General features: G+C 70.3%; 13 protein-coding genes. 12 read left to right on the top strand and 1 reads right to left on the bottom strand.

The annotated features are described in order from the left end of the window. Positions 1-3: 3 nt before the first annotated feature. From Pma05_RS32645 to Pma05_RS32615, 7 genes are all read left to right on the top strand, one after another. Positions 4-1,500, top strand: a complete 1,497-nt coding sequence (locus tag Pma05_RS32645; protein ID WP_275414788.1) for an NAD-dependent succinate-semialdehyde dehydrogenase — start codon at positions 4-6, stop codon at positions 1,498-1,500. Beyond that, on the top strand, positions 1,497-2,297 hold the full coding sequence (locus tag Pma05_RS32640) for an SDR family NAD(P)-dependent oxidoreductase (protein ID WP_203861349.1): 801 nt from the start codon (positions 1,497-1,499) through the stop codon (positions 2,295-2,297). Before Pma05_RS32645 ends, Pma05_RS32640 begins: the two co-directional genes overlap by 4 nt. A gap of 283 nt (positions 2,298-2,580) precedes the next feature. Then, positions 2,581-3,372, top strand: coding sequence for an SDR family NAD(P)-dependent oxidoreductase (locus tag Pma05_RS32635; RefSeq protein WP_203861348.1), 792 nt, complete (start codon positions 2,581-2,583; stop codon positions 3,370-3,372). Beyond that, positions 3,365-4,231, top strand: coding sequence for an enoyl-CoA hydratase/isomerase family protein (locus Pma05_RS32630; protein ID WP_203861347.1), 867 nt, complete (start codon positions 3,365-3,367; stop codon positions 4,229-4,231). Before Pma05_RS32635 ends, Pma05_RS32630 begins: the two co-directional genes overlap by 8 nt. A 9-nt stretch (positions 4,232-4,240) precedes the next feature. Further along, positions 4,241-5,794, top strand: a complete 1,554-nt coding sequence (locus tag Pma05_RS32625; RefSeq protein ID WP_203861346.1) for an ABC transporter substrate-binding protein — start codon at positions 4,241-4,243, stop codon at positions 5,792-5,794. 64 nt (positions 5,795-5,858) lie between these two features. Further along, entirely contained in the window at positions 5,859-6,602 is a 744-nt protein-coding gene (locus tag Pma05_RS32620; protein ID WP_203861345.1) for a mycothiol-dependent nitroreductase Rv2466c family protein, read from the top strand. A gap of 553 nt (positions 6,603-7,155) precedes the next feature. Then, on the top strand, positions 7,156-9,405 hold the full coding sequence (locus Pma05_RS32615; RefSeq protein WP_203861344.1) for a glycoside hydrolase family 127 protein: 2,250 nt from the start codon (positions 7,156-7,158) through the stop codon (positions 9,403-9,405). 46 nt (positions 9,406-9,451) lie between these two features. Here Pma05_RS32615 and Pma05_RS32610 read toward each other — a convergent pair whose 3' ends face one another. Beyond that, positions 9,452-9,823, bottom strand: a complete 372-nt coding sequence (locus Pma05_RS32610) for a VOC family protein (RefSeq protein ID WP_203861343.1) — start codon at positions 9,821-9,823, stop codon at positions 9,452-9,454. Positions 9,824-9,923: 100 nt separating this feature from the next. Here Pma05_RS32610 and Pma05_RS32605 point away from each other — a divergent pair, with 100 nt between their 5' ends. The 5 genes from Pma05_RS32605 to Pma05_RS32585 all read left to right on the top strand — a co-directional run bounded on the left by Pma05_RS32605 (position 9,924) and on the right by Pma05_RS32585 (position 15,346). Next, entirely contained in the window at positions 9,924-10,715 is a 792-nt protein-coding gene (locus tag Pma05_RS32605) for a GntR family transcriptional regulator (RefSeq protein ID WP_203861342.1), read from the top strand. A gap of 245 nt (positions 10,716-10,960) precedes the next feature. Further along, a complete protein-coding gene (locus tag Pma05_RS32600) occupies positions 10,961-11,608 on the top strand; it encodes a glucose-6-phosphate isomerase family protein (RefSeq protein ID WP_203861341.1) in 648 nt (215 codons plus the stop codon). Positions 11,609-11,671: 63 nt separating this feature from the next. Beyond that, positions 11,672-12,709: an ABC transporter substrate-binding protein gene (locus tag Pma05_RS32595; protein WP_203861340.1), complete on the top strand. Its 1,038-nt coding sequence runs from the start codon at positions 11,672-11,674 to the stop codon at positions 12,707-12,709. 22 nt (positions 12,710-12,731) lie between these two features. After that, entirely contained in the window at positions 12,732-14,300 is a 1,569-nt protein-coding gene (locus Pma05_RS32590) for a sugar ABC transporter ATP-binding protein (protein ID WP_203861339.1), read from the top strand. After that, on the top strand, positions 14,300-15,346 hold the full coding sequence (locus Pma05_RS32585) for an ABC transporter permease (protein ID WP_203861338.1): 1,047 nt from the start codon (positions 14,300-14,302) through the stop codon (positions 15,344-15,346). Before Pma05_RS32590 ends, Pma05_RS32585 begins: the two co-directional genes overlap by 1 nt. Position 15,347 lies beyond the last annotated feature (1 nt).

Here is a 15,347-nt window from a genome sequence, read left to right as displayed (position 1 = left end):
ACGTTGACCACGGCAATCGGTGATGTGATCACCTCCAGGATCGCCGACCGCACCCTGCTGCGCACCGACGCGTACGTCGACGGCGAGTGGGTCGGCGCGGAGAACGGTGCCCGGTTCCCGGTGCATGATCCGGGGACCGGCGAACTGCTCGCCGAGGTACCCCGGTTCGGCCGGGCGGAGACGGCCCGGGCGATCGAGGCGGCTCGGCGGGCGCTGCCGGACTGGCGGCGGCGTACCGCGATCGACCGGTCGGGGATCCTGCGCCGCTGGGCCGAGCTGATCCGCTCCCATGTGGACGATGTCGCCACGGTGCTCACCGCCGAGCAGGGCAAACCGTTCCCGGAGGCGCGCGGCGAGGTGCTCTACAGTGCCGCGTTCCTGGACTGGTTCGCCGAGGAGGGGCGGCGGGTCTACGGCGACGTGATCCCGTCGCACTCGCCGACCGAACGGATCCTGGTGTGGAAGCAGTCGGTCGGGGTGGTCGCCGGGATCACCCCGTGGAACCTGCCGGCCGCGATGATCACCCGGAAGGCGGCGCCCGCGCTGGCCGCCGGCTGCGCGCTGGTGCTGAAACCGGCCGAGCAGACCCCGCTGACCGCACTCGCCCTGGCCGAGCTGGGCCGGCGGGCCGGGGTGCCGCCGGGGGTACTGAACATCGTCACCGGGTCGGCGCAGGATGCGCCGGAGATCGGCCGCGAGCTGACCGGCAACCCGGTGGTCCGCAAGCTCAGCTTCACCGGCTCGACCGAGGTGGGCCGGCTGCTGATGCGGCAGTGCGCGGACGGGATCAAGAAGGTCTCCCTGGAACTCGGCGGCAACGCCGCGTTCGTGGTCTTCGACGACGCCGACCCGGAGCTGGCGGTCGAGGGGATCTTCTCCGCCAAATATCGCAACGCCGGGCAGATCTGCACGGCGGCCAACCGGATCCTGGTGCAGGAGGGGATCCGGGAGCGGTTCACCGAGGCGCTGCTGCGGCGTACCGAGGCGGTGCGGGTCGGCACCGGCTTCACCGAGGGCGTCGAGATGGGCCCGCTGATCGACGCGCAGGGCCTGGCGAAGGTACGCCGGCACGTCGCAGACCTGGTCGACCGGGGCGGCCGGGTACTGACCGGCGGTGCTCCGCACGAGCTGGGTGGCACCTTCTTCCAGCCGACCGTGGTCAACGGGCTCTCCGCGGAGTCGCTGGCCTGGCGGGAGGAGACCTTCGGCCCGGTGGCGGCGATCCGGAGCTTCGGCACCGAGGAGGAGGCGGTCGCGCTGGCCAACGACTCCGAGTACGGGTTGGTCGCCTATCTCTACGGGCACAACCTCGGGCAGATCTGGCGGACGGCGGAGGCGATCGAGACCGGCATGGTGGCGGTCAACACCGGACGGGTCTCCGGCGAGCAGGCGCCGTTCGGCGGGATCAAGCAGTCCGGCATCGGCCGGGAGGGCTCGAAGTACGGCCTCGACGAGTGGCTGGAACTCAAGTACGTCAACCTGGCCGGGCTGGACCGATGAGTACCGCCCGGGACCGGCCGGTGAACCTGCTGGCCGGGGCGACCGAGCTGACCGGTCAGGTCGCGATCGTCACCGGCGGGGCGATCGGGATCGGCCGGGCCATCGCCGAGGACCTCGGCTGTGCCGGTGCCCGAGTGGTGGTCGCCGACCGGGCCGGCGCGGCGGAGACCGCCGCCGAACTGCGGGACGCCGGACTCGACGCGCTCGGGGTGCCGGTGGACGTCTCGTCGGAGTCGGCGACCCGGGAACTGGCCGCCAAGGTGGTCAGCGCGTACGGCGGGATCGACATACTGGTCAACAACGCCGGCATCTTCACCACGCTCCGGCCGGGGCCACTGGAGGAGATCGACGTCGCCGAGTGGCAGCGGGTGATGGACGTCAACGTGCTGGGGTCGTACCTCTGCATCCGGGCTGTGGTCGGGCCGATGCGGGACCGCGGCGGCGGCCGGATCGTCAACATCGCCTCCACCACCGCGTTCAAGGGCGTCTCGCACCTGCTGCACTACGTCGCCAGCAAGGGTGCGGTGATCGCGATGACCCGGGCCACCGCCCGGGAACTGGGTGCGGACAACATCCTGGTCAACGCCGTGGCGCCCGGTTTCACGGTCAGCGACGGCATCCTGGACGGCGGCGCCGAGCTGGCCGGGTTGCGCCGGGCCGCGCCGGGCAAGCGGGTACTGGCCCGCGAGCAGCGCCCCCGGGACGTGGTCGGGGCGGTGCGGTTCCTGGCCGGCCCGATGTCGAGCTTCGTCACCGGCCAGACCGTCGTGGTCGACGGCGGCGCTTTCTTCCACTGAACCCGGGGTCCGGGCCGCATCGAATCCCAGGGTCCGGGCCGATCCGGGCACCAGCAGAACCCGCAATCGTTCTGCAATACAGAACTAGACGAGCAGATCTAGCGCCACGAGAAATCCGTTCGTAATGTACGAGCAACTGAGAGGGAAAGATCCTCTCCCGGAACCCATCCTATGACCCGGCACCGGACGCAACGTTTCCGCAGCTAGATGGCTTGGCCAACCCGGCCGCCCGCTGCGACGGCGGCGGTGGACCACCGATGGAACAGGAAAGAAGACCGAACTCATGGATCTGGGCCTGGCGGACAAGAGAGCCATCGTCACCGGCGGCAGTGCGGGCATCGGCAAGGCGATCGCCCGGGCACTGGTGGCCGAGGGCGTGCACTGCGCCGTCTCCAGCCGCAGCCTCGACCGGGCCCGCGCCGCCACGGCCGAACTGTCCGGCCCCGGCCGGGCCCTGCCGGTACGGGCCGAACTCCGGGACGCCGACTCGGTCGAGGCCATGGTCGAGCAGGTCACCGAGGAGTTCGGCGGGGTCGACATCCTGGTCAACAACGGCGCGGTGGTCAGCGGCAACCAGGCCGAGGACTTCGACCACGTCAGCGACGAACTGATCCTGACCTCGTTCGAGGAGAAGTTCCTCGGCACGATGCGCTGCTGCCGGGCGGTGGTGCCGGGGATGCGGGCCCGGGGCTTCGGCCGGATCATCAACATCGCCGGGCACAAGGCGCGGGAGGGCGGCGCCATCTCGGCCGGCGCCCGCAACGCCGCGATCGTGCACCTGACCCGCTCGCTCGCCCTGGAGTTGGGCCGGGACGGCATCACGGTCAACGCCGTACACCCGTTCACCACGGTCACCGAGACGCTGGAGTCCCGGATGGCGGAGGTGGCGAAGCGGCGCGGGGTGACCCTGGACGAGCACCTGGCGCACGTCGCCGGGCGTACCTCGCTGGGCCGGCTGGTCACCGCCGAGGAGATCGCCGCGTTCGTCGCCTTCCTCGCCTCGCCGCTCTCGGTGGCGATGACCGGCGAGGTGGTCGCGCTGACCGGCGGCGTGGATCGAGCCGTCCATGGCTGACCCGCAAACCCCTGCCCCGGCCGCTCCGGTACTGGTGGCGATCGACGGGCCGATCGCCACGGTCACGCTCAACCGCCCGGCGGTACGCAACGCGATCGACGACGCCACCCGGGCCGCCCTGATCGAGGCGCTGGCCGAGGTCGGCCGGGACACCGAGGTCCGGGTGGTGATCCTGACCGGTGCCGGTACGGCGTTCTGCGCCGGTGGCGACATCCGGGCGATGGAACAGCGGCTGGCCGCCCCGCCCGGCGAGGTGGCGATCCGGGGCTGGCAGCGCCAGCACGGCACGTACGCGCTGACCGCCGGGCTGCACCGGCTGGACCAGGTGACCATCGCGGCGGTGAACGGGCCGGCCGCCGGGCTCGGCATGGACCTCGCGCTGGCCTGCGACTTCATCGTCGCCGACCCGGCGGCGTCCTTCGTGGCCAGCTTCGTGCTGCGCGGCCTGATCCCGGACGGCGGCAGCATGTACCACCTGCCCCGCCGGGTCGGCCCGCAGCGGGCAAAGGAACTGCTGCTCTCCGGCCGCCGGGTGCAGGCCGCCGAGGCGCTGGAGATCGGCCTGGTGGACCTGCTCGCCGCGCCGGGTGCCGTGCTCGGGCACGCCGTCGCGTACGCGGCCCGGTTCACCGGCCGCTCCCGACCGGCCCTGATGCTGGCCAAGTCGATCATCAACCGCAGCTTCGAGTCCTCGCTCGACCAGATCGCCAGCCTCGGCAGCCAGGCCCAGGCCATCTGTTACACCACGGATGAACATCGGAACTCTGTGCGCTCCTTCCTCGACCAGCGGGGCGGAGCGGCTGCCGGCGGGGCCCGGACGGGCTCGACAGATCCACCGCCAGTACCACCCAGAGAATGAGGAACCACCATGAATAGGCGTAGGAAAGGCGTCGTCGCCGCGCTCGTCGCCACGTTGGCGCTGGCGTCGGCCGCCTGTGGCTCGGGCGACGCGCCCGGCGCCGCCGCGACCGGCGCACCGAAGCGGGGCGGCGAGCTGACCGTCCTGGTGTCGGAGGGCGGGCTCGCCCGCTGGCCGACGCTCGACCCGGTCGCCTCCGGTGTCGCCAACCACGAATACCGGAACGCGATCTTCGGCCAGCTCTTCACGCAGGGGCCGGACAACAAGATCGAACCGTCCCTGGCCACCGGTTACACCTTCGCCTCCGACCAGCTCTCGGTGACCATCACCCTCCGCGAGGGCGTCAAGTTCTCCGACGGTACGCCGTTCAACGCCGCCGCCGTGAAGGCCAACCTGGACCGCTCGCTCGACCCGAAGAACGCCTGCCGCTGCGTACCGCTGTTCAAGCCGGTCACCTCGGTGGAGACCGATGGCGACACCAAGGTCGTCCTCACGTTCTCCCGGCCGTTCCCGCTGGTGATCGCCTCGTTCGTGAACGAGGCCCCGAACTGGGTACCCTCGCCGGCCGCGTTGCAGTCGATGGGCGCGGACGCGTTCGGGCAGAAGCCGGTCGGTGCCGGGCCGTTCGCGGTGGTCAGCAACGTGGCCAACCAGGAACTCGTGCTCAAGCGCAACGAGAACTACTACGACACCTCAGCGCCGTACCTCGACAAGCTGACCTTCAAGACCATCGGCTCGGACCAGACGGCGTACGCGGCGTTGCAGTCCGGCTCGGCGGACGTGCTGGAGGGGATCACCACCGTCCCGCTGCTGACCCAGGCGAAGCAGCAGTTCACCCTGGCCCCGGTGGCGGCGGTCTCGGTGTGGCAGTTGCAGTACAACACCCTGAAGGCGCCGCTGAACGACCAGCGGGCCCGGGAGGCGCTGTCGTACGCGACCGACGCCGACACCATCAACAAGGTGCTGTTCGGCGGGTTGAACGAGAAGGCGGAGACGCCGACTGCACCGGGTGGGCTCTTCTACCAGGCCAGCATCGACGGCTACCGGGGCTACGACCAGGCCAAGGCGAAGGAGCTGGTGCAGCAGCTCGGCGGCCTGGAAGTCGAGATCATGCTCGGCGGTGCCCAGGAGGAGATGCAGGTCGCCGAGGCGATCAAGACGATGTGGGGCGAGGCGGGGATCACCGTGAAGGCGATCAACCAGGAGCCGTTGCAGACCCGCAACGACAACTTCGCCTCGAACAACTGGGTACTGGACTTCGCCTTCGTCGGCAACTACGACCCGGCGCTGGGGCTGAGCATCGACCGGTACTTCGGGTCGGACGGGCTGAACACCGGGGTGAAGGACCCGGCGCTGGACGCCGTACTGGAGCGGGGCCGGCAGGGGAAGGACGAGGCGGCGCGCGCCACGGCGTACCAGGAAGCATTCAAGATCATTAACGACAAGGCGTACAACAAGATCCTCTTCACCCGGCAGACGTTCAACGTGGCGGCGAAGACGGTCCAGGGGCTCGACCAGGGCGTGCCCTGGGTGGCCTGGGAGAAGGTCTCCCGCAGCAGCTAGCGGCGCGCGGTCGCGCCGGACCGACCAGGTCCGGCGCGACCGTCGACGGAGGAGAAGAAGCCAGATGGAGAAGGTCACGTTCTACTTCGACCCGCGCTGCCCCTGGTGCTACCAGGCCAGCCGGTGGGCCCGCCGGCTGGAAGCGCTCGGCGAGATCGAACTCGACTGGGCGCTGTACTGCCTGGAGGTGGCGAACCTCGCCGAGGGCGCCGACCCGGTGCCGCTGGGCGAGACCGCTCGGTCCGCGACCGCGCTGCGGGCCGCCGCCGCGATCGGCCGGAAGGAGAACTCCAGGGCGATCGGGCGGTTCTACCAGGCGCTCGGCAACCGGGTCTGGGAGACAGGCGAGCCGGCGAAGGACCGGGACCTCGCGGTGGCCGAGTCGGTCGAGGAGGCCGGCTTCGACCGGTCGCTCTTCGCCGAGGCGCTCGCCGACCCGGAGACCTGGCGGGACGTACTCGACCAGCACCGGCACCTGGTCACCGAGAAGGGCGGGATCGGCCTGCCCACCCTGGTACTGGACGGCGGCGCCGGACCGGCCATCTTCGGACCGGTACTCAGTCAACTCCCGAACGACGAGGACGCGGTCAAGATCTGGCGACACCTGTCGTGGCTCGCCCGGTACGACAACTTCTTCGAGTTGAAGCGGCACCGCACCGAACAGCCGAACCTGCCGGGCTGGCGGGTACAGCCGTCCAAACTCACCTTCGGGTCGCGGCCGTGGCTGCCACCCGTACCCGATCGGCCGGCACCGTCGGCCGAGCCGGCGCCGGCCCCGGCTCCGTCGGGCTCCGCGACGCCGCTCTGACCACCCGCCCGGCCCGCTCGGCCTCCGGGGTCGCGGCCGGGCCGGCTTGGTGGAGGTGGCCCGGCTGGTCCGGGCGGCCGACGCGCGGGAGGGCACCCCGCAGGCATTCCTGATGGCCCGCAAGCCCTGACCGACCTCGGCTCGGCACGGTGTGCTGGCCCCTCGGCTTGCATCGTGTTGGCCCCCCGACCTGGCATTGTGCTGGCCCCTCGGCTTGGCATCGTGCTGGCCCAGGTCGATGCCGGGGCCAGGGGTCAGGCCGGCCTGGCGGCGGAGCGGGCGCTCTGCCGGTCCTGATCATCGCCGAACTGTCGGCGGTTGATCGGGCTGGGAATTTCGACAACTGTCGCAATCATGGTTGGCCATGTCTCTGGTTGAATGTTAGCGATCACATCGGCACCGACCTGCCGAGGGGTGACGAGGCGTCGCCGAGCGCCCCGGGAAGTCAGCTGCCGCAACGGATCGAAAGTCAGCCAGCACGTCGGTGCCTGCCGCGCGCGATCGGCGTCAGCGGGTGCCCGAGACACCAGAGCCACCACCGAGGAGGTTGACAGTGGTCGCAGACCAGCACGCACTTGACCGTCGCCGTTTCCTGCGGACCGTCGGCGCGGTGACCGCCGGCACCGTCGCCGCTACCCAACTGCCCGTCGGAGCGGCGTCGGCCGCGCCCGTCGAAGCGGCGCCGGCCCGCGCCGCCGTACCGGACGGGGCCGCGGTGACCGCCGCGACGCTCTCCCAGGGAAACTTCTACGACCGCAACCCGCGCTGGGTGGTGAAGCCGTTCGGGCTGGACCAGGTCGAGTTGCTCGACGGTACGCTCTTCGCCGAGAAGCGGGACCGGGTGCTGAACCTGCTCGCCGCGTACCCGGCCGATCGGGTGCTGCACAACTTCCGGGTCACCGCCGGGCTGCCGCTGCCGGAGGGCTCCAGCCCGCCCGGTGGCTGGGACGACGCCACCGGCAACCTGCGCGGCCACTACAGCGGACACCTGATCACCGCCTTCGCCCAGGCGTACGCCTCCACCGACGACTCGGTGTACGGGGACAAGGTGGACTACATCGTCGCCGAGTTGGCAGCCTGCCAGGCGGCGATGGCGGCGAGCGGCCGGTTCAGCCACCCCGGCTTCCTGGCCGCCTATCCGGAGGACCAGTTCGTCCGGCTGGAGTCCTTCGCCACGTACCCGACGATCTGGGCGCCGTACTACACCTGTCACAAGATCATGCGGGGGTTGCTCGACGCGTACCTGCTGGCCGGCAACGCGCAGGCGCTGACCGTGGTCACCGCGATGGGCGACTGGGTGCACAGTCGGCTCTCGGTACTGCCCCGGGAGACCCTGAACCGGATGTGGGCGATCTACATCGCCGGCGAGTACGGCGGGATGAACGAGGTGATGGCCGACCTGCACGCTCTCACCGGCGATCCGAAGTATCTCGCCACGGCGAAGTGCTTCGACAACCGGCAGTCGCTCTTCGACGCGACCGTCGAGGACCGGGACATCATCACCCGGCTGCACGCCAACACCCACGTACCGCAGTTCGTCGGCTACCTGCGGGTCTTCGACCAGGGGGCGGAGGAGACGTACCACGCGGCGACGGAGAACTTCTGGCACATGGTGGTGCCGCACCGGATGTACGCGCACGGTGGCACCAGCGGCACCTGGCCGGCGACCCCGGACCTGCCGGCGAACACCAACGCCGAACTGTTCCAGCCGCGCGGGAACATCGCCAACTCGATCGCCGGGAACGGCGCCGAGACGTGTACGTCGTACAACCTGCTCAAGGTGGCCCGGAACCTGTTCTTCCACGACCCGGACCCGGTCTACATGGAGTACTACGAGCGGACCCTGCTCAACCACATCCTCGGCTCCAAGCGGGACAACGAGTCCACCAGCACCCCGAACGTCACCTACTTCCTGCCGCTGACCCCGGGCAGCACCCGGGGCTACGGCAACACCGGCACCTGCTGCGGCGGCTCCGGCCTGGAGAACCACACCAAATACCAGGAGTCCGTCTACTTCCGGTCGGCCGACAACTCCACGCTGTATGTCAACCTCTACGTCGCGTCCGTGCTGACCTGGGAGGCGAACGGGTTCATCATCCGGCAGGAGACCGACTACCCGCGTAGCGAGCAGAGCAAGCTGATGGTGCAGGGCCGGGGCCGGCTCGACATCCGGCTCCGGGTGCCGGGCTGGGCGAAGGACTTCTCGGTCAAGATCAATGGAGTGGCCCGGAAGGGCAAGGTCACCCCGGGCAGCTACCTGAGCATCCAGCGGAACTGGAAGCCCGGCGACACCATCGAGGTGACGATCCCGTTCGTACTCCGGCTGGAGAAGGCGCTCGACGACCCGGACGTACAGGCGATCTTCAACGGCCCGGTGCTGCTGCCCGCGCTCGGCACCGGAAACGCCTTCCGGCAGTTCTCGTTCTACCGGCACTACACCCTCGCCGGTGACCTGTCCCGAGCGGTCGTACCGGCCGACAACGGCACCTTCACCACCAACGAGCACACGCTACGGCCGCTCTACGTCGGCGACACCCAGGCGCACCACGTCTACTTCCGGCGCAGCGAACCGGCGATCGTGTTCGGCTCGCACGACTCCGGGGTGCCGAACCGGGAGCGGCCGGACGGCACCTCGTTCCTCGATGAGGTCTGGGCGGCGGCACCGTTCAAGAACCACAGCCAGTTCATGACGAAGGTCTCCCGGACCTCGAACGAGTGGGTGCAGGCCGGCCTGCTCACCCGGGACGAGCGCTGGGACATCATCACCGCCGCCGGCAACGCGGAGGAGGAACTGGAGTCCTGACCGGTTTCCGACGACCTGGCGCCATGCCGGAGGCGTGGCGCCAGGTCTAGCCGTTCGGGCGCGACTCGATCGCCTGCAACGACCAGCGGTTGCCGTCGGGATCGCGGAAGTAGACGAAGTTGCCCCACGGTTGGGCGTCGACCTCGCTCGCCTCGACGCCCGCCTCGCGCAACTGCCGGCGCGCCGCCTCGGCGTCGGCCACCACGACCTGGATCTCCTGGGTGCCGGGAGTCTTGTCGGTGATGCCGTCGCCGATCACGATCGAGCAGGCCGAGCCGGGCGGGGTCAACTGTACGAACCGCAGGCCCTCGTGCACTCTGTGGTCGTGGTCGGCGTTGAACCCCACCTTCTCGTAGAAGGTCTTCGCCCGGTCGACGTGGGTCACCGGGACGGGGATAAGTTCGATCTTCCAATCCATCGTGCCAGCGTAGAGCGCGGGTCCGACATCTCCCGTGCCGTTCGCGGTTGCGCCTCCGGGCGGCATTGCCGTCTGCCGTTGCCTGTTATCCTCTCATGACATGCAGGCAGGGGACCGGATCGACCGCGGCTCGCCGCTGCCGATGTATTACCAGCTCAAGCAGCTGATCGTCCAGGACATCGAGCGCAGTCGTCGCCAACCGGGCGACCGCCTGCTCGGCGACCACGAGCTGTGCAACAAATACGACGTCTCCCGTACGGTCGTACGGCAGGCGCTGACCGACCTGGAGAACGAGGGCGTCATCGAGCGGGTGAAGGGCCGGGGCACCTTCGTCGCGCACGCCAAGACCGCCGAGGGTCTGGTGCAGTCGCTCACCGGGCTCTTCGAGGACGTCGCCGCCCGGGGCGGCCACCTGCGCAGCGAGGTACGCCGGGCCGAGGTGCTGCCGGCGGACGCCGCCGTCGCCGCCGACCTGGAGATCGACCCGGGCGAGCCCGTGATCCACCTGGAACGGCTGCGCTTCGTCGACGACGAGCCGTGGGTCTGGACCGTCACCCACCTGCCGGCCGGTCTCGCCCCGGGACTCGTCGACGAGGACCTCACCGACCGCTCCCTCTATCAGGTGCTCGAAGCGTCGTACGGGGTGCGGCTGGTCCGAGGGGTGCGCTCGGTCGAGGCGGCGGTGGCCAGCGCTGCCCAGGCGAGACTGCTCGGCATCCGGCGCGGTGATCCCGTGCTCGCACTGCGCAGCATCAGCCTCGGCGAGTCCGGCCGCCCGGTGGAGAGCTTCCTCGCACTGCACCGGGGAGATCGCAGCCGATTCCAGGTCGAGCTGACCCGGGGCGCGGCCAGTGGCCGGGCCGGCACCCCACTGGTACTCGTCAAGCCCTGACGCATCCCCGCTCCGCAGAGTCGGCGCGTTTCGGAATTGCAAGATCCTTGGCGAATTTTGGTTCGCCCGACGCCCTTATTCGCCAAGAATCTTGGACCCCACCGACGCCACCGGCGGCGGTGGTGGTGGCGGGTGGTGGCGGGCGGTGGGGGTGGGTGAAGGCGGGAGCGGTTTTGTCGGAGCCCTTGACATCCTGTAATGACAGGACGACAGTATCCCGAAACGCGACCGAAACGGGAGACGACGTGAATACCAGCGCCACCCCGCCGATCCAGCCCTTCTCGATCAGCTTCGGTGCCGACAACGCCACGTTGGAACCGCAGGGCCAGGTCCTGACCCGGCGGATGTCCGACCTCGAAGGGCTCTTCGCCGACGGCGATGCCTGGGCGCGGGCGGTCGCCGACGGCGATCCGGTGGTCTACACGGTCGTCTCCTCACCCGTGCCCGAGGTGCCCCGGGAACTGCCGCAGTCGATCACGACGATCTATCCCGGCGAGACCGGTGGCGAGTTCTGGATGACCAAGGGACACCAGCACCCCGACCCACAGGGCGAGATCTACCTCGGCCTGGACGGTCACGGTGGCCTGCTGCTCTTCGACGGCGAGCGGGCCGAGTGGCTGGAGATGCGGCCGGGGACCATCGGCTACATCCCGCCGAGCTGGGCGCACCGCAGCATCAACGTCGGCGACGAGCCGTACCGGTTCCTCGCCGTCTATCCGGGCAGCGCCGGCCACGACTACGGCTGGGTGGTCGCGCACGGCATGGGCCTGCGCGCCCGCCGGGCCTCGGCGCCGCGAACCGGAAACGGGGACACCACCCACGTCGACCTCGTCCCGTTCGGCGCCCCGACCGGCGAGCCCCGAACCGGCAAGCCCCGAACCGGCAAGCCCTGAACAGGCAAAGCCCTGGACCGGCAAGTCCTGAACCACCGCCAGCTCACACGGATAGGAGACCCCATGGCAACGAAGAGCGTCTCACTCGGCGCGGCCGGGCTCGCCGCGGTCGTCACCCTGGCCGTCGGCGTCGTCGCCGGCCGGGCCTTCGGCGGCGGCTCGGACGACGACGGCGGCGGCGGGAACGCCGGTACGGCGGCGATCGCCGGTACGAAGATCGACGTCATCGTCAAGGCCACCGAGTCCGAGTTCTGGCAGTCGATGCTGGCCGGCGCCAAGAAGGCCGGTACCGACCTCGGGGTCGAACTCGACCTGTTCGGCCCCACCTCGGAGGCGGACATCGAACCGCAGGTACGCCTGGTCGAGGATGCCATCTCGCGCGGCGCCAAGGCGATCGTGCTGGCGCCGAACTCCTCCACCGCGCTGAACGGGGTGATCGACCGGGCCCGGTCCGGCGGGATCAAGGTGATCGTCGTCGACAACGCCGTGCGGACCAAGAGCGACGGCTTCATCGGTACCGACAACGTGAAGGCGGGCGCCCAGGCTGGGCAGCGGCTCTGTGAGCTGATCACCCAGGCCGGCAAGCCGAACGGCAAGGTGTTGCACGAGTCCGCGGTCTCCGGCATCCAGGTGCTGATCGACCGGTTCGAGGGCTTCAAGCAGGGGCTGGCGGAGAAGTGCCCGCAGGCGACGATCGTGCAGACCCTGGTCAACGACAACGACCTGAACAAGGCGGTCGGGCAGGTCAACGACGCGTTGACCCGGGTACCGGACCTGGCCGGGATCTTCGCCGACAACAACACCTCGGGGGTCGGTACGGCCAAGGCGGTGCAGGAGAAGGGTGCCGCCGACCGGGTCGCGGTGGTGGCGTTCGACTCCGACCCGGCCGAGGTGGAGGCGGTACGGTCCGGCGGGATCGACGCGATCGTCGTACAGAATCCGTTCTTCTTCGGGTATCAGGGTGTGGTGGAGGCGGCGATGGCGGTCGCCGGGAGCAACGCGCCGCAGCGGCTGGACCCGGGCGCCGTACTCGTGGACAAGTCCAACGTGGACGCCGAGGAACTCCGGTCCCTGCTGAACCCGCCCAAGACCAAGGGCTGAGGGCTGACCCGGAGGGGGTGTGATGAGCGACGAGCCGGTGGTACGGCTGCGCGGGGTCACCAAGACGTACGGGCCGGTGACGGCGCTCGGCGACGTCGACCTGGACCTGCTCCCCGGCGAGGTGCACTGCCTCGCCGGGGAGAACGGGGCCGGCAAGTCCACCCTGATCAAGGTGCTGACCGGCGCGGTTGCCCGAGATCGGGGCGACTATTCGGTCGCCGGGGTGCCGCTCGGGCCGCGCCCGTCCCCGGTGGAGACCCGGGACGCCGGGATCGGGGTGGTCTACCAGGAGCTGAGCCTGCTGCCCGACCTCAGCGTGCTGGACAACCTGACCATGGGCCGCTTTCCGCGCCGGTTCTTCGGCATCGTGGACCGGGCCGCGCAGCGGCGTACCGCGCTGGCCCACCTGGACCGGGTCGGCCTGGCCGATCTCGATCTCGACCAGCCGGTACGCGCCCTGCCGACCGCCACCCGTCAGCTCGTCGAGATCGCCCGGGTGCTCGGTACCCGGGCCAAGCTGGTGATCTTCGACGAGCCGACCACCGCACTCTCGGAACGGGAGGCGGCGGCGCTGCTGGAGCGGGTCGCCGCGCTGCGCGACGCCGGGCAGACCGTGCTCTACGTGACCCACCGCCTGGAAGAGATGTTCGAGGTCGGGGACAGGGTCACCGTGCTGCGCGACGGCCGGCTGGTGGCGACCCGGCCGATCGGGGAGTACGACCACGACTCGCTGATCCAGGCGATGGTCGGCCGCCCGGTGCAGAACCTCTATCCCGGTGAGCGGCACGGGATCGGGCCGCCCCGACTGGAGGTACGCGGGCTGCGGATCCCCGGCTTCGCCGCACCCGTCGAGCTGACCGTGCACCGGGGCGAGATCGTCGGGCTGGCCGGGCTGCTCGGCGCCGGCCGATCCGAGATCGTCCGGGCGGTCTTCGGCGCCGATCCCGTGCACGGCGGGCAGGTCCGGGTCGACGGGACACCGATCCCGGCCGGCTCGCCCCGGGCGGCGGCCCGGCACGGCGTCGCACTGCTCACCGAGGACCGCAAGGAGTCCGGGCTGCTGCTGGAACTCTCCATCGAGGCGAACGTGTCGATCGCCAGCCTCGGCCGGGTCGCCAGCGGGCCGGTACTGCGTGGTGGCCGGGAGCGCCGGCACGTCCGGCAGGCCGTCGAGGGGCTGCGGGTCAAGTACGGCTCCTTCGACGACCCGGTCACCTCGCTCTCCGGCGGCAACCAGCAGAAGGTACTGCTGGCCCGCTGGCTCGCCACCGGTGCCAAGGTGCTGCTGCTGGACGAGCCGACCAAGGGCGTCGACGTCGGCGCCAAGGCCGACATCTACCAGGCGATCGCTGAGATGGCCCGGGACGGCATCGCCGTACTGGTGGTCTCGTCGTACCTTCCGGAGCTGCTCGGGCTCTGCGACCGCATCGTCGTGGTACGCGAGCGCCGGATCGTCGGCGAGCTGCCGGCGGCCGAGGCGACCGAGGAGGGCATCCTCCGGCTCACCAGCCCGGCCACCTCCGCAGCCGACCTGTCGGCCCCGAAGGCTTCGACGGCCCCGATGACCCCGCAAGCCCCTCTGGAGTCCTGATGACGACCCGCGACAGAGAAGTGACCGAGGCTGCCGTCGGACCGGAGTCCCCGACCGGGCAGGGCAAGACGGCCGAGCCGGAGGTACTCGGGCTGGGTAGCCTGCTCGGCCGGGGCTTCGGCGGGCTGCCGGTACTCGTACTCCTGGTGCTGGGGTTGAGCCTGGCCACCGACACCTTCCTGACCGGCACCAACCTGGACAACCTCGGACGCCAGGTCTCGATCTACGCGATCATCGCGATCGGGCAGCTCCTGGTGATCCTCACCGCCGGGATCGACCTCTCGGTCGGCTCGGTGGTGGGGCTCTCCGGAGTGATCGCCGCGAAGGCGGTCTTCGACACCGCCGGCAGCGGATCGGTGCTGCTCGCCGTGCTGCTGGCGCTGCTCGCCGGGGCGGCGATCGGGCTGGTCAACGGCGTACTGGTGGCGATCCTGAAGATGCCGCCGTTCATCGTCACGCTCGGCACCCTGGGCATGGCCCGGGGGCTCACCCTGCTCTACACCGACGGCCGGACCATCCAGCCGCTGCCGAGGTCGTTCACCTCGATCGCCGGGGGCGAGTTCCTCGGCATCGCCAACCTGATCTGGCTGACCGTACTCATCGCGCTGCTGGTCGGCTTCGGGCTGCGGCGTACCGTCTGGGGCCGCTACGTCTACGCGGTCGGCTCCAACCCGGAGTCGGCCCGGCTGACCGGGGTACCGGTCCGGTCGGTGCTGCTCAGCGTCTATGCACTGGCCGGTACGCTGGCCGCGCTCGGCGGCATCCTGCTCGCCTCCCGGCTCGGCAACGGGGTGCCGACCGCCGGCACCGGCTATGAACTCCAGGCCATCGCCGCATGCGTGATCGGCGGGGCGAGCCTGTTCGGTGCCCGGGGTTCCGCGCTCGGTGCCCTGGTCGGGGCGCTGATCGTCGGGCTGCTCAACAACGGTGGCACGCTGCTCGGGATCGACCCGTTCTGGTTGCAGGTGGCGATCGGAGCGTTGATCCTGGTAGCGGTGGGGGTCGACCAGTTGCAGGGGCGTCGGCGCGTCCGGCGGGGGGCGTGAG

The organism is Plantactinospora mayteni (assembly GCF_016862935.1).
Classification (GTDB): Bacteria; Actinomycetota; Actinomycetes; order Mycobacteriales; family Micromonosporaceae; genus Plantactinospora; species Plantactinospora mayteni.
Note: the sequence above shows the minus strand (reverse complement) of the source record. Positions and strands in the feature narration are given on the sequence as shown.